Source organism: Streptomyces sp. JLSY215, from assembly GCF_059682825.1.
Genome location: NZ_CM185022.1, coordinates 7,270,799 through 7,297,110, shown reverse-complemented (window position 1 = coordinate 7,297,110; position 26,312 = coordinate 7,270,799). Strand labels below are relative to the sequence as shown.

At 71.1% G+C, this 26,312-nt stretch carries 23 protein-coding genes; 8 read left to right on the top strand and 15 right to left on the bottom strand.

From position 1 onward, the window contains the following. Position 1: 1 nt before the first annotated feature. The 5 genes from AC5677_RS32335 to AC5677_RS32315 all read right to left on the bottom strand — a co-directional run bounded on the left by AC5677_RS32335 (position 2) and on the right by AC5677_RS32315 (position 4,170). Positions 2-925 (bottom strand): hypothetical protein, encoded by a 924-nt coding sequence (locus AC5677_RS32335; RefSeq protein WP_497191418.1) that lies wholly within the window; start codon positions 923-925, stop codon positions 2-4. Continuing rightward, positions 922-1,323 carry a hypothetical protein gene (locus AC5677_RS32330; RefSeq protein ID WP_497191417.1) on the bottom strand — a complete coding sequence of 134 codons (402 nt, stop codon included), beginning with the start codon at positions 1,321-1,323 and terminating at the stop codon, positions 922-924. Before AC5677_RS32330 ends, AC5677_RS32335 begins: the two co-directional genes overlap by 4 nt. A gap of 188 nt (positions 1,324-1,511) precedes the next feature. Next, positions 1,512-2,915 (bottom strand): SMI1/KNR4 family protein, encoded by a 1,404-nt coding sequence (locus AC5677_RS32325; RefSeq protein ID WP_497191416.1) that lies wholly within the window; start codon positions 2,913-2,915, stop codon positions 1,512-1,514. 136 nt (positions 2,916-3,051) lie between these two features. Beyond that, positions 3,052-3,723 carry a hypothetical protein gene (locus AC5677_RS32320; RefSeq protein ID WP_497191415.1) on the bottom strand — a complete coding sequence of 224 codons (672 nt, stop codon included), beginning with the start codon at positions 3,721-3,723 and terminating at the stop codon, positions 3,052-3,054. 75 nt (positions 3,724-3,798) lie between these two features. After that, positions 3,799-4,170, bottom strand: coding sequence for a hypothetical protein (locus tag AC5677_RS32315; protein ID WP_497191414.1), 372 nt, complete (start codon positions 4,168-4,170; stop codon positions 3,799-3,801). Positions 4,171-4,473: 303 nt separating this feature from the next. Here AC5677_RS32315 and AC5677_RS32310 point away from each other — a divergent pair, with 303 nt between their 5' ends. Beyond that, the gene (locus AC5677_RS32310) at positions 4,474-5,109 is read left to right on the top strand and encodes a GNAT family N-acetyltransferase (protein ID WP_497191413.1); all 636 of its coding nucleotides are present in this window, start codon (positions 4,474-4,476) and stop codon (positions 5,107-5,109) included. 73 nt (positions 5,110-5,182) lie between these two features. Here AC5677_RS32310 and AC5677_RS32305 read toward each other — a convergent pair whose 3' ends face one another. After that, entirely contained in the window at positions 5,183-5,959 is a 777-nt protein-coding gene (locus AC5677_RS32305; protein ID WP_497191412.1) for an ABC transporter permease, read from the bottom strand. Continuing rightward, the gene (locus AC5677_RS32300) at positions 5,956-6,876 is read right to left on the bottom strand and encodes an ABC transporter ATP-binding protein (RefSeq protein WP_497191411.1); all 921 of its coding nucleotides are present in this window, start codon (positions 6,874-6,876) and stop codon (positions 5,956-5,958) included. Before AC5677_RS32300 ends, AC5677_RS32305 begins: the two co-directional genes overlap by 4 nt. Positions 6,877-7,056: 180 nt before the next feature. On the opposite strand from AC5677_RS32300, the gene AC5677_RS32295 reads away from it, so the two are divergent. Together AC5677_RS32295 and AC5677_RS32290 are read left to right on the top strand one after the other, a co-directional pair. Beyond that, positions 7,057-8,331: a sensor histidine kinase gene (locus AC5677_RS32295; RefSeq protein WP_497191410.1), complete on the top strand. Its 1,275-nt coding sequence runs from the start codon at positions 7,057-7,059 to the stop codon at positions 8,329-8,331. Next, on the top strand, positions 8,328-9,068 hold the full coding sequence (locus AC5677_RS32290; protein WP_497191409.1) for a response regulator: 741 nt from the start codon (positions 8,328-8,330) through the stop codon (positions 9,066-9,068). Before AC5677_RS32295 ends, AC5677_RS32290 begins: the two co-directional genes overlap by 4 nt. A 157-nt stretch (positions 9,069-9,225) precedes the next feature. Here AC5677_RS32290 and AC5677_RS32285 read toward each other — a convergent pair whose 3' ends face one another. Further along, positions 9,226-10,617 (bottom strand): competence protein CoiA family protein, encoded by a 1,392-nt coding sequence (locus AC5677_RS32285; protein WP_497191408.1) that lies wholly within the window; start codon positions 10,615-10,617, stop codon positions 9,226-9,228. A gap of 351 nt (positions 10,618-10,968) precedes the next feature. Then, positions 10,969-12,138 carry an acyltransferase family protein gene (locus tag AC5677_RS32280; protein ID WP_497191407.1) on the bottom strand — a complete coding sequence of 390 codons (1,170 nt, stop codon included), beginning with the start codon at positions 12,136-12,138 and terminating at the stop codon, positions 10,969-10,971. 666 nt (positions 12,139-12,804) lie between these two features. On the opposite strand from AC5677_RS32280, the gene AC5677_RS32275 reads away from it, so the two are divergent. Both AC5677_RS32275 and AC5677_RS32270 read left to right on the top strand, forming a co-directional pair. Continuing rightward, a complete protein-coding gene (locus AC5677_RS32275) occupies positions 12,805-13,947 on the top strand; it encodes a DUF4185 domain-containing protein (RefSeq protein WP_497191406.1) in 1,143 nt (380 codons plus the stop codon). 347 nt (positions 13,948-14,294) lie between these two features. Next, positions 14,295-15,071 carry a hypothetical protein gene (locus AC5677_RS32270; RefSeq protein ID WP_497191405.1) on the top strand — a complete coding sequence of 259 codons (777 nt, stop codon included), beginning with the start codon at positions 14,295-14,297 and terminating at the stop codon, positions 15,069-15,071. A 166-nt stretch (positions 15,072-15,237) separates the two neighbouring features. On the opposite strand, the gene AC5677_RS32265 is transcribed toward AC5677_RS32270, so the two are convergent. From AC5677_RS32265 to AC5677_RS32245, 5 genes are read right to left on the bottom strand one after another with little or no spacing between them, the layout of a single operon-like run. Further along, complete coding sequence (locus tag AC5677_RS32265) at positions 15,238-17,169, bottom strand: ArnT family glycosyltransferase (protein ID WP_497191404.1); 1,932 nt, start codon at positions 17,167-17,169, stop codon at positions 15,238-15,240. Between the two features lie 35 nt (positions 17,170-17,204). After that, the gene (locus tag AC5677_RS32260) at positions 17,205-18,293 is read right to left on the bottom strand and encodes an NlpC/P60 family protein (RefSeq protein WP_497191403.1); all 1,089 of its coding nucleotides are present in this window, start codon (positions 18,291-18,293) and stop codon (positions 17,205-17,207) included. 17 nt (positions 18,294-18,310) lie between these two features. Further along, positions 18,311-18,793, bottom strand: coding sequence for a poly-gamma-glutamate biosynthesis protein PgsC/CapC (locus AC5677_RS32255; protein ID WP_497191402.1), 483 nt, complete (start codon positions 18,791-18,793; stop codon positions 18,311-18,313). After that, on the bottom strand, positions 18,790-20,127 hold the full coding sequence (gene pgsB / locus AC5677_RS32250) for a poly-gamma-glutamate synthase PgsB (protein ID WP_497191401.1): 1,338 nt from the start codon (positions 20,125-20,127) through the stop codon (positions 18,790-18,792). Before pgsB ends, AC5677_RS32255 begins: the two co-directional genes overlap by 4 nt. A 1-nt stretch (position 20,128) precedes the next feature. Then, positions 20,129-22,471, bottom strand: a complete 2,343-nt coding sequence (locus tag AC5677_RS32245; RefSeq protein WP_497191400.1) for a HAMP domain-containing protein — start codon at positions 22,469-22,471, stop codon at positions 20,129-20,131. 421 nt (positions 22,472-22,892) lie between these two features. Here AC5677_RS32245 and AC5677_RS32240 point away from each other — a divergent pair, with 421 nt between their 5' ends. Together AC5677_RS32240 and AC5677_RS32235 are read left to right on the top strand one after the other, a co-directional pair. After that, entirely contained in the window at positions 22,893-24,149 is a 1,257-nt protein-coding gene (locus AC5677_RS32240) for an alpha/beta hydrolase family protein (protein WP_497191399.1), read from the top strand. 209 nt (positions 24,150-24,358) lie between these two features. Then, positions 24,359-24,619: a hypothetical protein gene (locus AC5677_RS32235; protein ID WP_497191398.1), complete on the top strand. Its 261-nt coding sequence runs from the start codon at positions 24,359-24,361 to the stop codon at positions 24,617-24,619. A 30-nt stretch (positions 24,620-24,649) separates the two neighbouring features. On the opposite strand, the gene AC5677_RS32230 is transcribed toward AC5677_RS32235, so the two are convergent. Then, on the bottom strand, positions 24,650-25,357 hold the full coding sequence (locus AC5677_RS32230) for an NAD(P)-dependent oxidoreductase (RefSeq protein ID WP_497191397.1): 708 nt from the start codon (positions 25,355-25,357) through the stop codon (positions 24,650-24,652). Between the two features lie 123 nt (positions 25,358-25,480). Between AC5677_RS32230 and AC5677_RS32225 the strand changes: the two genes are divergently transcribed. Then, the gene (locus AC5677_RS32225; protein WP_497191396.1) at positions 25,481-26,209 is read left to right on the top strand and encodes a TetR/AcrR family transcriptional regulator; all 729 of its coding nucleotides are present in this window, start codon (positions 25,481-25,483) and stop codon (positions 26,207-26,209) included. The last annotated feature ends 103 nt before the right edge of the window (positions 26,210-26,312 follow it).

Sequence of the window (26,312 nt, the reverse complement as noted above, 5' to 3'; positions counted from 1 at the left end):
ATCACCCCTCGGGATGGTCGTACTCCCACTGCGGAGGGCTGCCCTGCCGCCAGAAGCGCGACAGCCGGCGGTTCGCCGCCGCCTCGGCGGCGCTGTCGGCCGGCAGCGGGAGATGCAGCGCCCGCAGGAGTGCGAACCGGTGGAGGTCGAAGGCCGTGGCCACCGCCTCTCCGTAGCCGACGGCGGCGTGCACGGCGGCGTGGTAGGCCGTGACCGCCACCGCGAGCGGAATCAGGGCCAGCAGCAGCCAGCCCCCGGACCGGGCGAGCAACCCGGCCATGACGCACGCCAGCACTCCGCCCGTGGCGGCGAGCCGGACGGACAGGTCCAGGGCGTCGCGCCGGTCGTCGACCAGCGCACGCACCCCGTCGCCGAGGACGGGGTAGAGCCGCGGCCAGACGACCGGCGCGTCCAGGCCGTAGGACTGGCCGACCCGGTCCTCCACGGCGGTCAGGACATTGCCCAGCGCCGTGGGCCGTACGAGGTGGTCGGCCTGCGGGTATCTGCGGCGCAGCAGTGCCCCGGCGGCACCGATGCGCTGCGTCGTGGCGTCGTCCAGCGGGCCGTCCGGGATCCCGGCGCGCGCGGCCAGCTTGCTGCGGCGGCGCAGCTGCCACCGCCGCGCGATCCCGGCCCCTGCCCGGCTCGGCCACCCGCCTTCGAGCAGCCTCACCAGGGGCAATTGCAGGGGCTGGAGGACCAGGGAGAGCAGCGTCGACGCCACTGCCAGGAGGACGAGTTCGCCGACGCCGAGGTCCGCGGCGGTCCGCCATGCCCGGTCGAACCGGATCTGCTCCCCCGGTGCACCCGCCCACACCAGGACCAGGACCGTCAGCACCGCCGCGAACGTCGGCAGATACCCGACCACGACGAACCGGCCCGACAGGGAATCGCTCAACGGCCGGGTGACCGCATCGAGCCTCATGCGCCGGGCTCCATGACCCCGTGGCCCGCCTCGCCGCAGACGGGCAGGTCCCGGGCGTCGTGAAACATCCGGACGGTCTCGTGGCCGCACTGCGCACAGCGGTAGCGCAGCAGCTCGTAATGGGTGGACTCGCCCAGCGGGCTGGCCCGTTCGGCCTCGCCCGCACGGTGGGTGGCGCTGCCGCCGAGCCGTTCGAGCGATCCCCGGGTGCACACGCCGATGACATCCTCACCGGATATGAGGGTCACGGCGTCGAGCGTCCGGCCGGCGGCGAAAAGGTGCTGGAGTGCCTCTGCCACGGCGGAGACCGGGGCGCCGTCGTACAGATCCAGCACGCAGCTGCGGTCGGGCCGCCCCGCGGGATCGAGCAACACGCCGTACAGAGATCGCTTGGCCAAGGCCATGCCGGCTCCCTCCCCCGTTGTCCGACAAGCCGATTCGCCGCCCACGATAGAGGAGCGCGGGTGCGCGCCGCCTCGGACTTCTCCCCTAACGGGGGCCGGGCCGACCGGAGTCGGGGCCTGAGCGGGAGGCGCTCCCCGGTGCGGCCCGGTACTTGCTGCGGCCCGGTACTTGCTGCAGCCCGTCAAGACATGGGGCCGAGGTCGCCTTCGAGGACCGTGCGGATGATCCGGGGCCGGTCCCAGAGGGCCAGGAGTTCGTTGGCGAGGGCCACGACGGCGAGGGCGTCCTGGTCGCCCTGCACCTTGATCGCGGCGGCCGACAGGCTGCGCGGGACGGCTCCCGCGTCGAGGAGGACGCGCCATTCCTCCGGGCCGAGTTCCAGGTACTCCAGCGTCGTGAGCTCGGCGATCTCCAGCGGATCGGCGAGCGTGCCAGGGTAGGCGGCGAGGGTCCGCAGGCGGGGCAGGCCGGTGACCGGGGCGAGGCTGAGTGGCTCGGCGTCCCAGACGCCGATGGAGAGGACCTCCAAGCCGGCGTGCGCGGCGGCCTCGATGCTCGGCAGGCTCCGGATGTTGACGTGGGCCACGACCGGCGGCCGGTCCTCGCCCGAGCCCCCGCGTGCCTCGCTGTACCGCTGCGCCACCAGGTCGGTCAGCGAGTCGGCGACCAGTTCGGCGCCGGTGTTCTCCTCATGGCCGATCATGATGATCTGGCCGGTGTGTCCGCGCGGACCGGGTGTCAGATCGACGGCCAGCTGGTCGCCGCCGCCGTTGTCCCCGAAGGCGATCCAGCCGGGAGAGCCGACCAGGCCCTGCACCGCGGCGTCGGGCGGGGTGACGACCGCGTCCATCGCCCCGAACTCCCAGCGGTGGTGACGGGTCGATGCGTCGGCGATGTACAGGTCGTCCAGGGAGAAGAGCTCGCAGCCGACCGCCGTGCAGTGCCGTATCACTGCCTCGTAGTCGTCGTCGAGGTCCTGCCACCGGCCCCGTGTCACCCGGTACAGCGCCTTCAGCTCCTCGGGCAGGGTGACGCCGAGGCGCGCCTCCGCGGCGGCGATCTCCGCCTCCGTCGCGCCGATGGCGTCGGGCAGCCGCTCCTGGAGCGTCCGCTCCAGCACCGCAGGATCCGCCGAAGGGGCCGGTCCCGCCCCGGGCACCGGATCGGGAAGACGGCGCCAGGGCTGGGGAACGGCGCCTTCGACCAGGATGAGCGCCCCCGGATGCGGGGTGCCGATGCCGGACTCCACGGCGGGGCTGGGACCGAGGAGGCGCAGCGCGGCCTTTCCGTCCGGCGATATCTCCGCGGTGAACGCGAGGTCGTCGACACCGGCGTCCGCGAGCGCCCGACGCACCCGGTCCACCGCCTCGGTCTCGTCCCGCATGTCCTCGGCCTGGGCGGCCCGGCCGGGCGCGGGCGGTCGTCGCCGCAGGGGCAGACTCCAGCCCTGTCGGCCGATGCGCCCCGCCGCGCGGAAGGACGGGCCCGTCTGCTCCTTCTCGCCGCTGTCCCGCAGAAGCCGCAGCACGGGCTCCCAGGTCGCGAAGTCGTGCACCGAGGACGAGGGCGAACTCTGATCAACCATGCGCAGACCTTATGCGGGACCACTGACACCGAAGGCCGACGGGCCTCGCGGGCCCGGCCGGCGGCGGTCCGCACCACACGCCGAGGGGCACAGGGCGCACTCCCCGCCCCCCGGCGGCCGTACTGCCGGACACGCCCTAGGCGGGCGGTCCCACGATCGGCATGAGCTCCCCGGGCAGCTCGATCGTGAGGGTGCCGTCTCCGTTGTCGAAGGTGGTCAGCGCGGTCATGGCGCCGTCACACCACCAGTACAGGTAGGGGGATATGGGGCCGTGCTCGGCATCGTTCTCGTACGATTCGAGACCGAAGGATGCCAGGGCCTTGGCGGCCGTGCCCGCGTGGTGGTCCACGATCGGGTGGAACGCGAAGTGGTGCCGGCCGGGGATGGCGAGCAGTACGCCTGCGGGCGGCGGCGGGTGTCCCCACGTGGCCCGCAGGACTTCCTCGAGCACCAGCACCTGGCTCGCCACGTAATGGGAGTCACCGGCCACGAGGTGGATGACCGTGCCGTCCTCGAGCTCGGCCAGGTCGTAGTCGTACGGATCCTCCAGGAGGTTGGCCCGTCCGGCCGCCCGCAGCGCGTCGAGGCCGTACTCCGCCACGTCGCTGTCCCTGAACATGCTGACGGCGTCCCCCAGATCGAGGGAGAGGGCCTCGGCGAGCCCCTCCGCCACGGGCTGCACGTAGTCGTAGGCGTCGAAGATTTCCGGCGGCAGCATGTCATCGGCTATCAACCGGAGATAGACGCGCTCTAACACGTTGTCAGGATTGCGGTCGGGGTGGCTGCCGGTGTTATGGAAGAAGTTCACAGCAGGAGCGTAGGACGCCCCACTGACAATCCTTCTTGACGACGGCTGACGACCGCTGACGACCGCCGATGACGGTTACGGGTAGCCGCAGATCAGCGTGGGCAAGGTCATGACGATCAGCTGGCAGGCCACCAGCGCGCCACGCAGGGGCGGGTGGACGCCCTTCCTCGCGGGCGGCAGCAGTGCGACGATCCCGAGCGCGGCGGACAGCATCAGGAATCGCACGCCCCACGGATCGAAGCCGATCACCCCGTAGTGGCACTCCGCGCCCATACAGCTGTCACGCGCCATCTGCCGCCCTGCCTGGGTGAGCAGGGCCACGAACCAGGCAACGGGAAGCAGACCCAGGCCGATGAGGGCCGTGATCCGGCCGCGGCGGGCGGACTGCACCACGGAGTCCGGGTCCAGGTCGGCGTCGCTCGGCGGCGGAGCGGGGAGAGCGGTCATACCCCCAGCCAACTCCGCGAGGCCGCATACCGCATCAGCGCGTGTACTCACTTTCCCCCGCACGGTACTCAGTCGCCGCGGCTCAGCTCCGGGACGCGGCGCCGGCCGGCCGGGACCACGGCCTCACCGCTCGATCGCGGCCTCCCCCTGGGACACCGGGTCGCACGGAAAAACAGATGCCGCACACGCCACAAGGAGGTAATGTGCGCTAGCGGCAACTGACCATTACTCACTCTCTGGTCGGTACTCGCTGTCTGGTCATTACTCGGCCGCTGATGCGGTCACTGCTTCGGGAGGGGCTCGATGGTTGCGGACTTGGTCAGGACCTGGGTGGCGGGCTGGGCGGTGTCACGACGCACTCCCCCGCCGGTCGAGAAGCCCTGGGGGTTCTACATCGAGGTGGCCGACAACCCCGCCGAGGTGGGGCGCCATGTCCTGCCGGAGGCCGATGAGTCGTTGGTCCGCAGCGCCGCCGCCTCGGTGACGGTGCCGCGGACCTGGATGAAGATGCCTGGAGAGCCGGAGGAGATCGAGCCCTGGTTGTCGCACGGGTGGGTTGCGGCCCGGGAAGAGACCGGGCATCTGATGGCAGTTGACCTGGTGGCCACGGACCCGGTCGTGCCCGAGGGATACACCATGACCGTGGAGACCATCGGTGCCGTCGTCCACGTCCGGGTTCGGGACGCGACGGGCGGGCAGGCGGCCGCGGGGCAGTTGGCGCTTCTGGGGGACGCCGCGGTGGTGGACCGGGTGGTGACCGCGGAGACCCATCGGCGGCGCGGGTTGGGCCGCTTCGTGATGCGTACGCTCGCCGACCGCGCCACGGCCCAGGGGGCGATGCTGGGCGTTCTCGGCGCGACCGATGCCGGCCGGGCGCTGTACGAGACGCTGGGCTGGAAGAAGCACGCAACGCTGGCGGAGTGCATCTACCGGCCTTGACCTCGACGCGGCCGCGGCCCGCAGCCCGCAGCCCGCAGCCCGCAGCCCGCAGCCCGCAGGATCCTCACCCCCCTCAGGCATCACGACGGCGCAGCGTGAAGTGGCCGCCGACGAGGGCGGCGGCCGTCCATGCCACCAGGATCATCAGCGCGCCCCAGGGGCCGTAGTCGTGGCCGAAGCGCGGGTCGTCCTGCGGGCCGCCGATGCGCATGAGCACCAGACCGGCCTGGTCGGGGAGGTACTGCAGGACGCTCTTGAGCGCCGGGACGTTTCCGAGCCCCTGGGATCCCAGCAGGAGCAGCGGAAGAAGGATGCCCAGCGAGATCGCGGAGCTGCGCAGCATGGTGGCCACTCCCATGGAGAACACGCAGATGAGCGTCAAGTAGACGCAGGCGCCGACGATCGCGGTCGGCACTCCGTCCGCGCCGATCGTGGTGCGGTACGGCCCGAGTGCCGTCTGCGCGACGACGAAGGTGACGATCACCGTGCCCACCGAGACGACGAGGGCCACCAGTGCACCCGACAGCACCTTCCCGGCGAAGAACACACCGCGTCGTGGCACCGCCGCCAGTGAGGTCCGGATCGTTCCCGAGGAGTACTCGGAGCCGACCAGCAGCGTCCCGAACACCACGAGGCCGAGCTGTCCGATCGTCACGCTGTACAGCCCGGCGAAGACCGGGTCGAAGTTCACGGCACGGTCGATGTCGGCGCGGAGGCCCCGTGCGACCAGAGTGCCGAGACCGATGCTGAGGACGAAGGTCAGCGCCAGGGTCCAGGCCGTCGACCGCACGGTTCGGATCTTGATCCATTCGGCCGCCAGGACCGCCGGCGAGAAGGCCGTGTTCGTCATCGCCGCCACCCCGCGCTCCGGTAGGCCACGGAATCGGACTCCCCCGTGAGCCGCATGAATGCGTCCTCCAGAGAGGCCGTCTGCCGTGTCACCTCGTACACCGTCACCCCGTGCGCCGCGATCAGCTCGCCGATCCGCTCCACGCCGGCACCGGTGGCCTCCAGGCTGCCGTCGGCGCCGTCGTCGGTCCGGATCCCGGCGTCGGAGAGCACCGCGCGCAGCCGTACGGGCTCGGGAGTACGGACGCGTACGCAGGGCCGGGTGTGGCGGTCGACGAACTCGGTGATGCCGGAGTCCGCGAGCAGCCGTCCGCGGCCGATGACGATGAGGTGGTCCACGGTCAGCGCCGCCTCGCTCATCAGGTGGCTGGAGAACAGGATCGTCCGGCCCTCGGCCGCCAGGTGCTTCATGAGGCGGCGGATCCAGACGATGCCCTCCGGGTCGAGCCCGTTGACCGGCTCGTCGAGCAGCAGCACCGGCGGGTCGCCCAGCAGAGCGGCGGCGATGCCGAGCCGCTGGCTCATGCCGAGGGAGAACGTCCCCGCCCGTTTGTCGGCCGCGCTCCCCAGGCCGGTCAGGTCGATGACCTCGCGGACCCGGCGCTCCGGGATCCGGTTGCTGCGGGCCAGCCAGCGCAGATGGGCACGGGCCGTCCGATTACCGTGCACGGACCTGGCGTCCAGCAAGGCGCCCACGGTGTTCAGCGGTTCGCGCAGCCGCCGGTAGGGCAGTCCGTGGATGCGGACGTCGCCGCTGGTCGGCCGGTCCAGGTCCAGCATCATGCGCAGCGTGGTGGATTTGCCCGCGCCGTTCGGCCCGAGGAAGCCGGTCACCCGGCCCGGGCGCACCTGGAACGACAGCGTGTCGACGGCGGTTTTCCGCCCGTAGCGTTTGGTCAGTTCGCGGACTTCGATCATGCCGGTGACTGTGCCGCGGGACGGGGGCCGGGCACATCGGGCCCGGGTGGGAGCGGACCGGGTCCCCCCGCAGGTGGAGCGGCCCTGCGGATACGGCCCGCGGATCCACCCGGAGGATGAGGCACGGGGACGGCCCGGGGGCGGAGGTGGCGCAGCGCCCGCTGCGGATACGGTCATGCCGTGGACATACGTCGAACGGCCGCCGAGGAGGCCCAACATCCCTTCCTCTCCCGGAGGTTGAGCCGACGCGCGCTGATCGCGCTGGACTGCGCGGCCGTGCTCGCCTATACGGCCGCGCTGCTGCTGACGGGCTCGGCGGGCTCCGCGGGATCCGCGTCGGCGCCACCACCACCGTCCGACGGACCGTCGCCGTGGGAGCAGTGGCAACTGTGGGAGCAGTGGGAACACCTGGCGCTGATGGCCACCGCCACCCTGCCGGTCGCGGTACGACGGATCTGGCCACTGCCGGTGTTCGGCGTCGTGACGGTCGTGACGGCGGTGGCGGTGGCCCGGGACGCGGTGTGGGACCCGTTGCTCCCGGCGGCCTTCGCGCTCTACCCGGTCGCCCTCACCAGCCCGCTGCGGCGCTGGTGGGAGCGGTGGCTGCCCTACCTCACGCTCGCCCTGCTCTGTGTGGCGGGCGCCTTGGGTGCGGTCCGCGCCGAGCAGCCGTACTGGCGGACGGGCGGTCCGGGCCTGCTCCTGCTCGGCTTCGCGGCGCTGCTGGGGGCATGGGAGCTGGGCGGCGCCGTCCGGCAGCGGCGCGCCTACGCGGCCCGGGTGGCCGAGCACCTTGCGCAACGGGCCGTCGCCGAGGAGCGGCTGCGGATCGCGCGCGAGCTGCATGACGTGGTCACCCACGGCATGGGGCTGATCGCGGTCAAGGCGGGCGTCGCCAACCACGTGGTGCGCACCCGCCCCGAGGAGGCGCACGACGCGCTGCGCATCATCGAGAGCACCAGCCGCGACGCGCTCACCGACATGCGGCGGATGCTCGGTGTGCTGCGCTCCGACACGGACGGCGAACGCCTGCCCCCGCCTGCGCGAGGACCCGTTCCGGGCGCCGGCGACCTGGCCGGACTCGCGGAACGGGCAGGAGCCGAGCTGTCGGTGCGGGGCGCGGAAGGACTGCCGGACGGCGTGGGGCTCACCGTCTACCGGATCGTGCAGGAGGCACTCACCAATGTGATCAGACACGCCCCCGTGGGAACCCCTTGCCGTGTCGTGGTCGAGGCGACGCGGCACGAGGTACGCATCGAAGTGACGGACGACGGAAGCCGCTTGACGGGCGTCGGAAATCATCGCGCGGAGCCCGCGCCGCCCGGACCCGGCGGCCACGGCATCATCGGAATGCGGGAACGCGTCGCGATGTACGGCGGGATCTTCGACGCGGGACCGCGCCCGGAGGGCGGTTTCGCCGTGACCGCCACCGTGCCGTACGGGGAGGCCCGGTGAGCGCCGTGGACACGCCGGAACGCCCGACCACCCGTCCCGTCCGCGTCCTGCTCGCCGATGACCAGGTGCTGCTGCGCGGCAGCCTGCGTGTGCTGATGGACGCCGAACCCGGACTGGTGGTCACCGGTGAGGCGGCGACCGGTGCGGAGGCGGTGCGGCTGGCCCGCCAGGACCCGCCGGACGTGGTTCTGATGGACATCCGGATGCCCGGCATGGACGGCATCGAGGCGACCCGGGAGATCTGCAGCTCGCCCGAGACGGCGGAGGTGCGGGTGCTCGTCCTGACCATGTTCGATCTCGACGACTACGTCTACGCGGCGCTGCGGGCCGGCGCCAGCGGCTTCCTCCTCAAGGACACCCCGCCGGGTGAGCTGCTGACCGGCCTCCGCATCGTCGCCGCGGGCCAGGCACTGCTGGCCCCGGCCGTGACCCGGCGCGTGATCGCGGAGTTCGCCCGCCGCCCCGAACCCTCCCGGCCGCTCGCCGGGACGCTGAACGGGGTGACCGAGCGGGAGCGCGAGGTGCTCCTGCTCATCGCCCGAGGGCTCACCAACACCGAGATCGCCGAGCGGCTCCATCTGGGCGTGGCCACCGTGAAGACGCATGTGAGCCACCTGCTCACCAAGCTCGGCGCCCGCGATCGCGCGCAGTTGGTGATCGTCGCCTACGAAACCGGCCTCGTCGAGGCGGCACGGACGGGGCCCCGGGCTGATGCACCGCCATACCGGCGGCGCTGATCCGGCCCGCGCCGCCGCCACGTCGCACCCGCGCGCGATGCGCCCAACTTCCCTCAACCGGGCGGCATGCCGGCTCCACAACGATGAACGGCCGCTCCCGGGAAACCGCATTCCGCGGCAGGCCCGGCGCACCGCCCGACCGCACCCTCCCCGCGCCTCATCGGTGGTTCCCGGACGGCACCCGGCGCCAAGGCCGTCCGTACGGTCCGCCGCACGTCCGGCACACGACCGTGTAGAGCGCGGCGGCCGGGCCCATCTCCTCGGCAGGCTCGGCCGGGTACTCGGACCGCGAGATCTTCGCCACCAACTGCGGCTGGGGGCAGGTGCATTCCTCCCTCTCACGGGGACGGCGGCCCTTGCCCCCGGACCGGTCCGGGGCGGGGGCCGAGGCAGGAGGGTCATCGATGAAGTCCGTGTGCCATCCGTCCATCGGGACTCTTCTGCGGCGCCGGGTGTTGCGCTCGAACCGTTCCTTGCGGGCCTTGGTCGGGAAGAGCAGGAGCAGTCCGGCCAGCAGCCGGAACGCGTCGGAGCCGAGCTGTCCGGGCTCCGGATCCAGGACGGCGGCGGGGACCCATTCATCGGTCCTGATCAGCGGAACGCCGCCCGCCCAGTGCCCTTCGGACGAGCTCCAGCCCGCGGTCACGGGGATGTTGTACGCGCCGCCCGCCAGGAAGGCCACCGCCTGCTGCACATCCGCCCGCTCCATGAGCTCGCCGTGCAGTTCCGCCGCCGCGCGGCGGGGCCGCTGCCGCACCTTCCCTTCGACGATCGTGGCCTGGGCGATGGCCCGCGCGCGGGACTCGGCGTTGCGGGCGCGGCTCTTGGCGAGCTCCTCCTCCCGTTTCTCCCGGTGGGCGGCGCGCCGCTCGTCCTGGAGGCGCTGCCGTTCCTCCGCTTCGACCAGATAGGTGTCCTCGGCGGTGACGTACTGCGGTGCCGTCCACACCTGCGACAGCTGGCGCAGCGGGTACCGGAGCCTCGTACGCGGGGCGTGCGGGACGGCCCGGCGGGTGAAGACCCAGCGCAAGAAGTCGGTGAGCGTCGCCTCCGGCGGCGTCACCCAGCCGCTGCCGGTGAACTTCACCAGGCCCTCGACGACCGTGACGCCTCCGTCGGCATCCGCGGCCAGCCGTATGGAGGGAACCGTGCCGAGCCAGGGCGGACAGGGCCGGTCGCTGAACCAGCATGAGGTGACGCCGTGCTCGCGCATCCGGTCGGTGCGGGCGGTGATGTCCGCTGCCGTGATCGGGGAGAGCTGGGCCTCCAACGCCATCGTCCACCGGCCGCCCGGATCGGTGGCCAGCACGTCGGCCCGCCAGGAACCGTCCGGCGCCCGCACCTCCAGTTCGGCGTGGGCGCCGGCGTCCCGGGCCGCACTGGCGAGCTCCAGCTTGAGAAGGTGGTGGGCCTCGGACTCGCCCTGCCGGGCGATCTCGCAGTCGGGGGCGTGCGGGGCATGGGCGAAGAACCGCAATCCGCTACGAGAGGTCTTCGCGTACATCGGATGCGAGCACTCGGGGCAGGCGAGCGGCGCGGGGGGCTTCACCTTCCACACCGCTTCCCACGACCGCTCGCATCCGAGATCCGTCAGGTGTGAGAAGACGGTCCCCCACGTCGCGTGCACGGCGCGAAACGCCATCGGCCCCCCTCTGCACGACAGTCAGCCCAAGTGTCCCCCCGACCACTGACAGTCCGCCCCGGCCCGAGCCCCGGGCTCTCCTGTGGTCGCTCACGAGGTACTGACGGAACAGCAAGTACCGGACGGGGCGGACCGCAGGATGATGCCCCCGCAGACCGTGCGGTGTGCTCGCCTGCCGTAGTGGGCGCGCCTGCATCCGCCGCATACCGAAGCCGTAGCAGTGGCCCGGCACGGCACCTCGGCGAACGATGCACCTGGTCAGTGGCCGGGCGAGCCTGCGGACACGGCATCGGCCGTGCCCTCCCGCGCCCGCGCCAACGCGGCCGCGTCCTGCTTGAACGCCCAGGTCATTTTCGGCTCCATCACATACCGGAACACCCGCCGCACCGGCCTCGTGCACAGCAGCGTGATCAGCGTGGCAGCCAGCACCGTCACCACGATCTCGCCGACCGGCGTGCGCACCCACGGGATGTCGTCGTACCAGCCGAACCAGCGCGACATCTTGATCACGAAACCGTGCAGCAGATAGCCGTACAGCGTGCCCGCGCCCAGCTTCGTGAACCATGCCTGCCGCCGTGGCACCAAGGCCAGGAAGCACACGGAGAGCACCATCGAGCAGCCGAACAGGGCGAGTTCCATGACCGGAGAGACCCAGGCCGGCACGCCAAGGTTCTGTACGGCGTCGTTGTGCCGGAACCATGCGGCGTTGATGCGCGGCGCGGCCCAGTACGCGAAGACAACGGCGCCCAGCATGACCGGCGCTGCAGCAACGCGGATCGCGCGCCGCCGCAGCAGGTCGAAGTGGGCCGGCGTCAGATGCAGTCCGAGGACGAAGAACGGCAGGAACTGCAGAACGCGCATCATGGCGAAGTCGTTGCCGACCTGGGGTGAGGTCGCCGCGAGCACGGCGATCACCAGGGCCAGCGGGACGGGCCAACGCACCAGCTTCCAGATCGGGGTGCTCAGCCGCCAGACGAAGAGGGCTGCCAGGAACCAATCCAGGTAGTACGGGTTGGTGAGGCTGATCGGCTCGTTCGGGTCGTCCTGCACCCAGCGCTGGAAGCAGGTGTAGAGGACCTCGAACACCAGGTACGGCACGGCGACACTGGTGATGAGCCGCTTGAGCTTGGCCGGGCTGAGGTCGAACCCGCGGGACAGATAGCCGGAGATGAGGATGAACACCGGCATGTGGAAGGTGTAGACGGTCATGTAGAGCGCCATCGCCGCCCGGCCGCCGTGTGTGAGCGGCTCCCAGGTGTGCCCCATGGCGACGAGGACGACCGCCAGGTACTTCGCATTGTCGAAGAACGGATCTCGCCCACCGGATTTGGGCTCGACGCGTGGGGCGGGGGCGCGTGGGACGGGAGCCTGCTGCCCTTCGGGCGCCGGGTCCACATTACGTACGAAGGGTATGGCCGCGCTGAACATTTGAGGCACCCTAAGCCCCGCGGCGGGAATGGGTAAAACCGTCCTGCGAAGTTCTGAGGAAAGCGGTATCGGCCGGGCTGACGCCGGGTATGCGGCTGCGTTCGGGACGGTGCAGGGGGACGGGCGGCGCCGCCGAATCCCGGGCATGACGGTGGCTGCCTGGACCTGTCGCGGCGGGTGGCTCGTTCATCCATGGAAATGGCGTGAAGTGGACCCTTTCCTGGTGCGACTTGGCCCGTGCGGCCAGGGCGGCGCACCATGCACGTTCTTCCGGCGGACTCCGGCATACCCACCAGCGAGGCCGTCGTCATGTCATCGCCATTTCATCGGCCGTGGTTAGCGTCGATGCCGTCCGATGCAGGCAGACCGCGCAGCGTCGGTCGTCTCCCACCGAAGGGCTCACGCACGGTAGATGCAAGGAAGGCGGCACATACGAAGAATCACGTACTTGCTTGCTGCAGGCGCCGCAGTGCCCGCTCCCACGGCGGCGGGCGGAGTGGCTGCGACTGCGACTGCCGCTGCCGCTGCCGCTGCCGCTGCCGCTGCCGAGAACACTTCCGGCGACGACTCGGGACCACCCGCGACCTGTGCCGGTGCCCACCCTGCTGGCACCAAGGGCATCTCCTGGTACAAGCGATCGACTCCGATCTGAAAGGCATTGACGGAATGACGCGTCCATCGGACGAGAAGGATTCGACGACCGGCGGGTACTCCCGCCGTAGGCTCCTCAAGATCGGCGTCGGCCTCGGCGTCGCCGTGGGGGCCGGGGTCGTCGGTTCGGGTACCGAGGTGGCGATGGCCGGCGGGCCGGACGACCCGACCAGCCCGACGCTCGCGACCAAGGTGAAGAACCTGAGCGGCCCGGTCGAGACCGGCCCGTTCGCCTCGCCGTGGACCGACCTCGGCATCCCCGCGCTGTGCCCGAACGGCACCATGCTCTTCGTCGGCGGCGACACCTTCAACGGCGACCACGTACCGCAGCAGGGCGAGCCCGCCGACGACTGGCGCGCCCCGGTCGGCCTGCGCTCCAGCAGCGCGGACCTGAACAACCTGCGCATCGACGGCAGCGTCGGCGGCGACCACGCCAACAGCCTTGTCGACGAGCCGCACAACCCGGTCGGCGACAAGGCCACGACGGCGATCCCGTCCGACGTGTTCGTCGTCGACGGCGTCATGTACATGCATCTCATGCGCGGCGTCATCTACGACACCCACCACACGGACTTCTGGCGCTCCACCGACAACGGTGAGACCTGGGAGTACCTGTGCCAGTGGCCGGGCGACCTGCACGGCGGCCAGTTCCAGCAGAAGACCTACGCGGTGGCCGAGGGCGACTACTGCTACGTCCTGTCCACGGTCTTCAACCGTGACGTGGAATCGGGGATGTTGCTGCACCGGGTACGGAAGGACAGCCTCGGCAACGCGGACGCCTACGAGCCGTGGGGCTACGCCGACGGCGACTGGCGGTGGGGCGCGCCCCCGACGACCGTCTTCGGCACCCGCAAGTGGGGCGAGATCTGCTTCCGCGCCATGGACGGGAAGTACGTCCTCACGTGGCTGAACATGAACGCGCTGTCGATCCGGGCGATGGTCTTCCCCCTCCCGACCTCGGACCTGACAAAGACGCTGGAGCAGACGATGATCCTGCCGGGCATCCCGGGGCAGGAGGTGGCCAACCTCGTGGCCAGCCCGTACGGCGGGTTCGTCATCCCGGGCTCGACGTTCGGCAACTTCCACATCGTCGTCAGCCAGTGGTACGACCCGAAGAACTACCGGATCATGCAGTACAAGATCAACATGCTGTCCTGAGCAGGCACCTCCCAACGGGCGCCGTCCTCGGGCGGCGCCCGGTCCCCTCACCGACCTTGCCCAGGTCAGGGACCGGCTCCGAGGCTCCGAGCACCCGCAGAGCACTGCAACGCCACGGCACAGCGATGCCGACGGAGTTCAGCACCGCAGAGCTGGACGACCTGCCGGCCAGGCTCGACCGGCACACCGCCGAAGGCCGGGATGAATCCGTCACCCTGCCAGTTGCATGATCAACCGCCTCCGGAGAACGTCCGAACGCGACCCCTCGGTACAGAATCGCCGGGGCGAACTCGCCTGTCGTCGGTGGCCTTCGGGCGCGCTGTCGGTCCCCACGGAAAGATGTGTTCATGGCCAAGCTGATAGTCCTGCTCATCGGCATTTCGGTGATCTTCTCGGTGATCGCCTTCAAGGGCGGAAATCCGCCGGTCGGCGTCCTGTTCGCGGTGACCGCGGCCGCCCCGGTCGTTTACCTCGGATACGCCCTGGGGAGCAGGCGCAGGGCCGGCGGGGTCTCCGTCCAGGACCTGCGGCCGGAACAGCGCAGGCGGCGGACGCTGTCCGTCCGGGTGACCGCGGTGGTCATGGTGGCGGCGGTCGGCTACGGCGCCTACTGGGTGATGTTCGAGCCGAAGGCCAGCGACAAGGCGCTGAGCCGCGTCTCCGACTTCGAGTCCGGCTGCGGCGACGGCATGGCCCGCAAGTACTTCCCGCAGGCGGCCGCCCACACGGGCGCGGACCCGCACCCGATTGCGATGTTCACCATCAGCGAGTCCGGCTCCCCCCGCCTGGCCTTCCCGGCCTCCGGCACGGCGGACCACTGGAGCGCAAACCAGCTTGACCCGCGCCGGGTCCAGCTCATCGCCTGCCTGGACTCCCCCGACGAGGGCGAGTTCCTGACCGACTGCAAGTTCACGACGGACACCATCAAGCTGTACCGCGGCGTGTACGACGTCACCGTGTACGAGGCCAGGACAGGCAAGGAGGTCGGCAGCGAGCGGCTGCGTGGCACCGCGAAGCCCGACTGCCCGGGGTTTGTGTACCTCAAGAAGGACACCGACGTGCTCCATACCGAGCCCGAATTCGCCGACTACCAGGCCGTGTTGCGCAAGTACGTCGGCAACTGACCCGGGTGAGGCCGGGGAGCACATGCCGAGGGACCAGCGGGCTTGCCGAAAGCTCTGCGGTCACTGGGCTGATTCCTCGACAGGACACTCGATGGACGGGAAGGGGATGCCTGGAGTGACCGCCGCGCAGCCGTCCTCGGAACCCGTCCCGTTCAGCAGGTCGGTATCACGGGGCGCAGTCGTAGAGGGTGAAGCTTCCGTCCGAGATGCGGCCGTAGGCGCGCGGCGGGAGGCGGGTGCAGTTCCTCTTCACCCAGATCGTTGCCGGTGTGGACGGGCGGCGTGTGGTCAGTAGGGCGTAGCGGAGTTGGTGGGTGGCGACCAGGGTGGTCATCCGCCGGTCGGTCGGATAGGGGGTCAGACCGGTGAATCCGCCCATGACCAGCACCGGTTGGGAGGTGGCGCGCAGCAGCGGCTCGGCGCCGTAGGCGGCTTGGGTGGCGAGTAGGTACTTCTCCCCGGAACGGTGCGCGGTGAGGTAGTTCAGCAGTGCGGTGTCCCGCACGGACGGGGTGTTCAAGGCGCCGGTCCGGATCTTGGTCCGGTGGTGGCGCATGTCGAGGTAGCCGGCTCCGACCGGTCCGGCCAGCGGCGACATCGGTGAGCCGGCGTACCGCGGATCCAAGCAGGCGGTGGCCCAGACAGCCGGGGCGAGCAGTGTGGACGCCAGGCCTGCCGCCAGGGCGCTGTGCACCGCTCGGCGCGTACTGCGTGGCCCGCAGGACCACAGGCCGACGGTTCCGCACAGGCCGAGCATCAGCACCACCGGCAGCAGCCAGGGCGCGAAGCGGCCGTGCGGAGCGTCGATGACCACGGCCCACAGCGCGGACAGTCCGACCGCGGCGGGCAGCGCCGCCCGACGCGGGCCGCCGGCGCGGTATGCGGCCCGGAAGAGGGCCGCTCCGCCACCGGTCAGCGCGGCCAGGGCCGGGGCGAGTACGGCGGTGTAGTAGCCGTGGTTGCCGTTGGAGGCGCTGAAGACCACGACGTGCACCGCCAGCCAGCCGCCCCAGAGCAGGAACCCCGCACGCGGCCCGTCCGTGCGCGGCTGCCCCGAACGCCACAACAGGCCCAGCGTCAGGGCCATTACGGCGAGCGGCAGAAGCCAGGCGATCTGCGGACCGACGATGTGGTTGACCAGCATGGTCCAACCGGTGTTGCCGGAGGTGCGGCTGGCGGCGGTGCCGGCGACGGCGCCCAGTGCGTGGGGGTCATGGCCGAAGCGGCTCAGCCCGTTGTAGCCGAAGACGAGGGTGAAGGGGTTGTTGTTGGTGGTCCCGTCGGCGTAGGGGCGGTTCGCGGCAGGTGTCGCCCACACCAGAAGCAACCAGGAGCAGGAGACGGTGAGTGCGGTGATGCCGGCGACCAGCAGCCGCCACGCCCGGTGCAGCCGGGAGCCCGGAGCGGCAAGTTGGTACACCGCGGCAAAAACGGGAAGGACCAGCCAGGCCTGCACCATCTTGGCCTGGAAGGCGAGCCCCACCCATATTCCGCAGACGAGCAGCGGCAGCAGCCTTCCGGTGCTGACCGCCTTCTGCAGCGAACCCGCCGCGAGAACCAGCAGCAGGACGAGCAGGGTGTCCGGGATGGTGTGCCGGTTCAGCGCGACGGTGATCGGAGTGAGGGTGAGTGCCAGCGCGGCGAGCAGCCCCGCCAGTGCGCCCGCCCAGGCACGGACGATCCGGTGCAGCGCCCAGACGGCCACTACGCCCTCCAGCGCCTGCGGCAGCGCTGCCGCCCAGTCGTACGGCCCGAAGAGCTTCACGGAAAGGGCCTGCGGCCACAGCGCGCCGGGGATCTTGTCCACGGTGATCGAGCCGCTCGGGTCCAGGCCGCCGAAGACGAAGGTGTGCCAGTTCGCCGCCATCGACCGCACGGCCGCGCTGTAGTAGGGGTGCACCCCGGCACGGTCGATTCCCCAGGCGTAGAGCACCGCGGCCATGGCCAGGATCAGCAGAAGAGTCCACAACTCTCCGCCGCCAGGGAGCTGTTGAAGCACGGCGGCCAGCCTGCCTCCCGCGGAGGGGTGGGAGCCTTCGCGGCGACGGTCGGTGGAGTCCCGGGTGACGGGGGCGGTGGCCATGGCGGGGCCTCTCATGGGGCGTCAGGCTGGGGCTGTCAGGGGGCGGGGGGTCACAGACGGCGGGCCATGCGCAACCCCTGGGCGTAGAAGCCGTCGCCGTCGAGCCTCGCGCGGCCGGCGAGATCGCCCATGGTGGGTCCGTTGGCCTTCGAGCGGCTGGAGTAGAAGCGCGGATGGCCGTTGTCGTCCGGCCCCAGGTAGATGCCGCAGTGGTCGATACCGTGCGGTCGGCCGATGTCGATGGCGAAGAAGACCAGGTCCCCGGGTTGCAGCAGGCCGATGTCCGCGGGCCGTCGGCCGGTGTTCGGGATCAGCAGTACGCCGGGGGCCCGGGTGGCGATGGCGTACGCCCGGCGGGGCAGGCCGATCCCCGGGGTGTTGGTGGCGTGCATGGGGTACCCCATGCGGTACCCCCAGACCAGGCGCATGAAGCCCGAGCAGTCCACGTCGCCGTAGCGCGCGTTCTCCGGTTCCTTGCGGGTGCCGTCCGGGAAGGTCCACGAGACGCCGAGGTAGTCGTAGAAGTCCGACTTCTCGTCGCGGTAGTGGAAGGAATCCGGCGACTGGCCGGGAACGCGCGGTCCGAAGTGGGCCTTGCCCGCATAGCGCAGGCCGGCTGCGGTGCGGCGGTCGGGTGCCCCGTCGCCGTACTGGAAGGCCACGCCGAGGACGTCCGGGCTCCGGTCGGCGAGGGCCTTCGGGAACCACTCGCGGAACCACCCCGTGCGCTCGTGGCCCGGCCGCCATCCGTCGGGCAGCAGCCGTACCCAGGCGTTGCCGCGCACCACGGCGCTGGTGGTGCGCGGCTCGCTCCAGGTACGGGTCGGGCCGGTCAGCAGTGCGGTGCGCGCTCCGTCGGTGAAGGTGGCCAGCACGCGGCCGTCCGCGGCGCGGACCACCGTACGGCCGGGCGTGCGGTGGCGCTCGAAGCGGTAGCCGCCGGTCGGCACCCGGAAGTCGTCGTGCGGGCCGCCAGGGTCGCCGTACTGGAAGCGGTGCCGTGCGTAGGCGCTGACCGCCGCGGCGGTGGCGGCCAGACCGGCGACGCCGCTCAGGACCTGACGGCGACTGGGGCCGCGGCGCGGGGTGGGGGCGGTGCCCATGGTGACCTCCTCGACGTACGGATGGGCGGTGGACAAGGACGGGTCCGGCTCGGTCAGGCGGTGGGCAGTGCCCCCAGCAGGAGTCCGGCGACGAGCACCACGTAGGTGCCGAGGGTCACCGCGGTGGTGGAGATCGCGGTGGCCGCCAACGGTTGGCGGACCAGCTGATAGGCGATCAGACCGGGCACGATGAAGCCCAGGGTCTGCGTGGTGTACAGGAGCGGGAACTCGTGCTGGAGCGCGAGCATCACCGTGGCCTGTAGCACCACCGCACACAGCACCACGGCGGCGAACAGCCGCTTCCCGTAAAGGATCACCTGGCGCTGCAGGACCTTGGTCGCGAAGAAGGTGAGCGCCGTGACGCCGATCATCAGTGCCGCCCTGCCCGCATCGGTGACGAGGGTCAGCGCCAGCCAGCCGGGGGTGATCATGCCGCCGGGAGAGAGGTTCGTGGTCAGATAGCACACCAGCGAGAAGACCAGTCCCAGGGCGATCCCCAGCGCGGCTGTCTCCGGAGTGACGGTGACGGGGATCATGGCTGCTTCCTTGTCGGGTCATGCGGGGTGTGGTGGCCCGCGGAGGCGGGAATCGGGGGATGCGGGCCGGGCTCCGGGCCGTTCAGCGGCGCGATCCAGCTGTACGGCTCCGGCTCGGGCGGGTGCGCGACGGCAAGGGGTTCGCCGGTGCCGTCCGCGTCCAGTTCGCCGAGGTGTTCCAGGAACAGTTCGCCCTGGCCGTGGATGTTGCCGATGGCCACCAGCGAGGAGTCCGGGCCCAGTTCGCCGAGGAGGGCATGCGTCAGCTCGGCCGCGTCCCGCCGGTCGCCGCCCAGGTCGACCACGCGCCCGGACGACCAGCCCGGCGGGATGCCGTCGCGGGCGCTCTTGGTGGGGTGTCCGATCAGGAAGACGGTCTGCGGGTTCAGATCGGGGACGATCGCCCCCATCTGCCCGTTGCGTTCCACCCGGTCCGGGCGGCAGTTGATGACCACGTTGAGCGGGCGGCGGATCGCGCCGAGTTCCTCCAGCTGACGGATGTTCATCAGCGTCGACTCGGGATCGTTGGCGGCGAAGACATTGGCGAAGCGCAGCCGTTTGCCGTCCGGTGTGCGATAGCGCTCGACGGAGAGCACGCCGGGATCCGGCGGCGCGTCCCACATACCGCGCAGCGCGGTGTCCCGGTCCACGCCGAGCAGCTCCGCCACCGCCAGCGCGATGGCGACGTTCTCCTTGAAGGTGAACCAGCTGAACCCACGCAGCTCCTCGTCGGTGACCGACTCGGGATCGACGGCGATCAGCCGGCAACTCCGCCTGTCCGCCTCCTCCTTGAGGATGTGCAGCCGCTCCCGCTCGGCGGTGACGCAGACCCCGCCGACCGGCATCGACCGGCAGAGCGAGCGGGCCACATCGTCCAGCGTGGGCCCCATCTCCTCGAGGTGGTCCTCGCGGACGTTGCACAGCACACCGATGGTGGAGCGGATCAGCTTCTCCTGGTTGACCTCCTGGAGTGCGGGCATCACCGCCATGCACTCGATCACCAGCGCATCCGGCCGGTACGCCGCCGCGCGCCGGACGATGCCGATCTGCTCCACGACATTGGCGATGCCGAACTTGCGGTACACCGGCTCCTCGGTGGCGTCCGGGTGGATGAACCGGGCCGCGGTGCCGGTGGTCTTGGCCACCGTGACCAGGTCACCGCCGCGCAGCGCCCCCGCGCACAGCCGGGTGATGGAGCTCTTGCCGCGAATGCCGTTGACCAGCACACGGGTGGGGATCTGCGCCAGCGCCGCGTAGTGTCGCCGCTGCTCCAGGACGCCGGCGACCAACAGTGCCGCGCAACTCAGCAGCAGCACACCATAGAGGAAAAGCACGTCAGTTGATCCTTTGCGATCCCGGGACACTTCCGTATCGGGACGACTGGGGCGGGACGGAGGCCGGTTCGGCTCCACCGCCACGGCCCCGGTCCGCGAGCGCCTGCCGGAGCAGTTCCAGGCTGCGGGTCACCGAGCCGCACTCGTCGTGGTGGACCGGGTACAGCACCGTGCGACGATCGCCGGCGGCCAGCCGCTCCGCGCATCCGGCAAGGGCACGTAGCGGCCTGACCACCACGATGTGCAGCCAGCCCAGGCAGGCGATGCCCGCGGCCAGGGAGAGCAGCCCGGCCAGCATGGTGCGCGACTGGACCTGATAGGCCGTCAGCTTGAGCGCCGCGGCGGGCTCCGCCGAGACCACCCGCCAGCCGAGTCCGGCGGCGGGCCCCGTCCGCGCCAGCGGCGCGGCGGCCGCGACGGACGGGCCGGCACCCGGCGTGGTTTCCGCACGCAGTACGGCCGACACCGGGCTGCCCACACTCCCAGGCGCCGCCTCGGTCCGGGCCACCAGGCGGGTGAAGCCCTGGCTGGGCAGCGGCTCGAAGGCCTGGAAGCCGACGCTTGCCGCGAGCACCCGGCGGTGTTCGTCGGTGAGCCAGAGCCTGCCGAGCCCGGGCCGGGACAGCGGGCTGTTCAGCGCGTTCACATCGATCTCGGCGAAGATCACGGCCGGGGCTGCGTCCTTGGCACCCTTGGCGTCCTTGGCCGACGGGATCTGGGCATAGGCGGCGATCGCGGGGATCCTGCCCTCCGTATTGACCCGGGTGATTCCGCTGCCGGTCGGCGCATGGACGAGCGTGCGCAGCGGCTCCTGTCCCACCCGCGTCAGGATGGCACCGGTGCGGTCCAGTACGTACAGCGAGCGGTACTTGGGATGGCCGGCGAGCGCACGCCGCAACGCGTCCGTCGTCCGCTCCCGCGACTGCCCGGAGGCGGCCGCCGCCACCTCCCGGAGATCGGTGTAGCTCTGCCCCAGGATCTGCCGCACCCGGTCGGCGGCGGCCTCGGTGCGTGACTGCTGGTCGGCGACGACGGCGGCCGGTACGGCCTTGCCGGCCTGCACACGGTGTATCAGGAACAGCATCGGCACCCCCCAGGTGGCGATCAGCAGCACGCAGACGAGAGCCACGGACCGGACACCGGGGCGTCGGCGCACCGGCGGCGCAGGCTCCGGTCCCGTCTCACCCAGCAGTTGGCGACGTATCGACTCCAGTGCCCGGCCGGCCCTGCCCAGCTCGCCGAAGGCGGCAACCGGCACCGGCCGTGCCAGCTCCTGTCGCGCCTCGGGGGTCTCCGATGCGCCCTTGGCCAATCGCGCGGCCGACAGGTGGAGCCGTAGCAGCGGACGCTGCACGGTGCCCCACAACGCCACGGTGACCAGCACGGCAATCATCAGCAGCGCGCCGGCGGCCACGATCGCGAACCGGGTGTAGTCGGGGCCGCCCTTCGTCGGAGGCACGTCCCTGAACGTGAGGATCGTCAGCCCCAGGCCGGAGGCGACATCCTTCCCGTCTGCCGCAGCGACCGCTGCCCAGCCCGCGACCCGGCGCAACCCGCCGTGGCTGTCACCGAGCAGGCTTCCGGCAGCGTCGGTGGTGCGGGGAACGGCGTTCGCCGCGCGCTCCACCGCGGCAAGCACGGCATGGTCGCCGGCACCGGCCGCCCGGACCGGGCCGCCGGCGGTAGCGGTGGCGAGCACTTTTCCGTTCCGGCCGACCAGTTGACCGGTGCGCCCGTCCCCGTACACCTGGGGCGCGACGAGCTTCTCGGAGACGACCAGCAGGAATGTGCGCTCGTCACTTCCCTGTCCCTCGCCCAGGTCCCGCGCCTGGTCGGCATTCTCGTCCGTGTTGTGCCGTGGAGCCGGCATGGCCACCCGGGCGAAGAACAGCAGCCGGGGACCGGCGTTCCCCGAGGTGACCAGCTGGGGCGCGAGGTCTCCGGTCCGCGCCAGGGCGGTCACGTCCACATCGGTCAGCGGCACCGGCTCGCCGTCGGCCGCGAGCCGCTTGCCGGTGTTCGGTGCGAGCAGCACACCGCCCTGCACGGAACGTCCGGCTGAAGTCCGGTCCGGCATAAGGGACTTCATCACCTGTGCCGGAGTGCTGCCGGCGGGGGGCGTGACCGACGCCGCGGAGTGGCGCAGTGCAGTGGCCCTGGCGTTGACGGAGGTGGCGACCGAGAGGGCGGTATCGGCGGCGATCTGGCGTTCCGCGTCGCTCAACGCCTGGGGTACGTCCCGTTCGTGAACGGTGCCGAGACCGAGCGCGGAGAACGCGGCGACCGCCAGCAGCGTGCAGAGCAGTGCGGCGATCGGTGGGCGGACGCCTCCGAGGAGGGGCATGTCGGCGCGGCGTCGGGTGCGGTGTCGACGGGGCGCGCGGGCAACCGGGTGCAGGGCAGGCGTCCTCTCGGCACAAGGGAATCCATGGAGAAACTCGCAGTACGAGCAAGTCCTCTCACGATAAAAACACAAAATCGTTCGCGTCTCGTTCCCGCATACGAGTGCAGGTGCAACCGCTGCGCCCAACCCACGCCGAGGCGCGGCCGCTTGGACTCCTCCCGCCTCAAACGGAGGCAGGACGCGGGGCCGTAGGACGTGGGGCCGAAGCACCGCTCACATCACCGATTGCTCGCGGGCGACAACTGCCCGTACACACAGCGGGCGTTGTGGCGGCCGCGGCGAAATCCGGTCCCGAACACCGCTACGATGTGCCGCTATTCGCCGGTCATATTTGCGATCGCCATCATGGAGAGGGCTGCCCATGAAACACGCACGGAGAAAGCCCCGCAGCCGGTTCCGCGACCGGGTCGCCGGTACCACGGGAGCACTTGCCGTCGTCCTGGGCGCCGGGATCGGGCAGGCCGCCGCCGCCGGGAAGCCCGCTGCGGCGCCCACCGCCAAGGAGGCGCCCCTGGACACGGCGGACGCCCCGGGTGCGCTGACCCTCCCCGCCCCGACCGGGCGCTATCGGGTCGGCACGGTCAACCTCCACCTGCTCGACACGAAGCGCACGGACCCGTGGACGCCGGACCGCCGGCCACGCGAGCTGATGGTCTCGCTCTGGTACCCGGCCACGCACACCGCCGGCCACACCGCCGCGCCTTACTTGGAGCCCGCCGCCGCCGCGCACTTCCTGGCCGTCCGAGGACTGCCGCCGAACGCAGTCACCCTGCCCACCACCGCCGGCCACACCGGCGCCCAGGTGGACCCCAAGGCCGGCAAATTGCCGGTGGTGCTGTACTCGACCGGGCGGGGCTCGGACCGTGCGACGGGCACCGCGCTCGCCCAGGACCTGGCCAGCCGCGGCTATCTGGTCGTCACCCTCGATGACACCCACGATGACAGCGAAGTGCAGTTCCCCGGCGGCCGGCTGGAGGTGGCCACGATGCCGCCGGGCATCCCTGCGTCGCGCGTGATCGCCGCCCGGGCCGCGGACACCCGCTTCGTCATCGACCAGCTGGCCGCCATCGACCGTGGCCACAACCCGGACGTGGACCACGCGCCGCTCCCCCACGGGCTGTCCCACGCGGTCGACATGGACCGCATAGGAATGTTCGGCGCTTCCCTTGGCGGAGCGGTCGTGCCGGAGGCCATGCATGTGGACCACCGGATCCACGCCGGTGCGAACCTGGACGGCCAGTTCTTCGGCCCGGCGAAGACCCGCGATCTCAACCGGCCCTTCCTGCTGTTCAGCTCCCAGAACCACAACCGCAACAGCGACGGGAGCTGGGCCACCTTCTGGAAACACCTGCACGGCGAGCGCTTCGACCTGAAACTGCGCGGCTCCGAGCACCTCTCCTTCATGGACTACGAGGCTCTCTGGCCCCAGATGGCCGGCCCGCTCGGACTGTCCCCCACCCAGCTCGTCCAGATGTTCGGCACGATCACCCCCGACCGCGCCATCGAGATCCAACGCACCTATCTCGCGGCCTTCTTCGACAAGGAACTGCGCCACCAGCACAGCAGCCTGCTCGACGGTCCGTCCCGCCACTACCCGGAGATCGCCTTCGTACGCTGAACCGACCGATCGACCGATCGACCGACTGGCCGACCGGCCGACCGACTGGCCGACCGTACGGGCGCGCCGCGCGATTACCTGCCGAAAACCCCCAGCCGCGGCGGATCTCACTGCCGACCTCATCAACGGACCGTCGTCGGCAGTTGCCGCGTCGAGCTGATATCACGATGTTGCTGCAACACACTCCGTGGGGCACTCACCAACCGCGGATGAAGGCGGAGCTGTCGGCTGTGGCGAAGGCCGCCGCGGGCCGGGCGGCCGAGCTGCTGGACATCGCCGCCGTACCGCCGGAGGTTCCGGCGTCGCCGGCGACGGAGTGGCGGTGGTGGGCCGCCAAGTACCTCCAGGGCACCATCGCCTCCGAGGACGTCATCGGCGAGGACGGCGAACGCGGCCGGGTGCCGACGAACGGCACTGCCCGGACGAAGGCCCCGGGCCCCCGTCCCCTTCCCCGTACCCGTGACGGGTGACGGGCCGGGGCCTCTGGGCAGCGCGACCCGTCAGTATCCGATCGTGAAGCGCCGCTGCACGAACCGCGGCAGCTCGACCTCGTCGACCAGGGCGACCGCCGCGTCCTCCGCCGAGACGCGGCTGCGTCCCTCCGCGTCGCGGACCGCCTGGTCGCCGCCGATGCGGAAGCGGCCGGTGCGCTCGCCGGGGGCGATCTCCTCGGCGGGGCTGAAGTAGGTCCACAGACGGTTCGAGGTGCGCAGGACGTTCAAGCCGTCGCGGGCGCCGCGCGCCGCCGCCGCGTAGGCGCGGGGCAGCCCCAGCTGGTCGAGGGTCTCGTGCATGCGCTCGTCCGAGTCGGCGAGCACCAGTCCGGGCTCGACCTCCAGGCTGCCCGCGCCGCCGACCACGATCAGCCGGGTCCGCGGGTGGCTCTCCAGCGCCTTCAGCAGGGCCCGCACCACGGTGGAGTGGACGGTTGGGTCGGCGATCGAACGCCGGACGGTGTCCTCGAAGTCCTTGGCGGCATTGCCCGGCTGGTAGGCGCTGATGAGCACGTCGAGGCCGGGCAGCACGGCCATGATGCTCGCCGCGTCCAGGACATCGACGCTCGCCCAGGTGATGTTCTTCCGCTTCTCGTCGGCCTGCGGCCGCGACGCGTCACGGCTGAAGGCCCTGACGTGATGCCCCCGGTCGAGGGCCTCGGTAACGACCCGGCTGCCGATGGTTCCCGTGGCTCCGACGACTCCGATGTGCATGGTTCTCCCCTGTTCATGCGGATATGAGGCCGTAACCAGCAAGATCGGTTACGCCGTGCGGTAACTATACGCCGTGAAGTCTCTATACGACCATCAATGATGGTGACGCTGTAGAGTGCCGGGGTGGCAGGTACAGCGAGCAGGACAGGAAACCAAGGGCGACGCGAGCGGCTGCGGGCCGAGACGACGGCCGAAATCAAGGACGTGGCGCTGAAGTTGATGGCCTCGGGTGGGCCCGACGCCATCACCCTGCGGGCCATCGCCCGCGAGATGGGCATGACGGCCAATGCCATCTACGGCTACTTCGCCACCCGCGACGACCTGGTCACCGCGCTCATCAACGACGTGTACACCCAGCTGGCCGACGCCGTGGACACCGCATGGGAGACCACCTCCGCCGAGGGCCCGGCCACCCGCATCCAGCGCTGGGCCGACGCCTTCCGGAGCTGGGCCCTGGCCAACCCCGAGGGCTTCCGCCTCGTCTACGGAGATCCCGTTCCCGGCTACCACACCCCCCACGGAGGCGCCGCCCCCGAGGCTGCCCACCGGGTCTGCGCAGGGCTGACGGCGCTCGCGGCGGCCGCCTGGCCGCACGCCGAACACCTCCATGAGAGCAGCGCGTTCGAGTGGTCCGACTTCGACGCCGGGCTCGTGGACAAGGTCCGCACGGACTTCCCCGACCTGCCGCCCGCCGCCGTCGCGCTCGCCCTCCGCCTCTGGGGGCGCCTGCACGGCCTGGTGTCACTGGAGGTCTACGGCCACCTGCGCACCCAGACGACCAGCCCGGACAAGCTCTTCCGGGAGGAAGTGACCCAGCTCGTACGCTCGTTGGGCATCCCGCCCCGAAGCTGAAGCCTCGGGGCTGCAGCTCGGCGCATGCAAGATTGCGCAGCCGAAGATCACCATGGAGCGGCGGAGCGGTCCGGGTAGCGGCAGCTTCGGCGTGCGCTGCGCT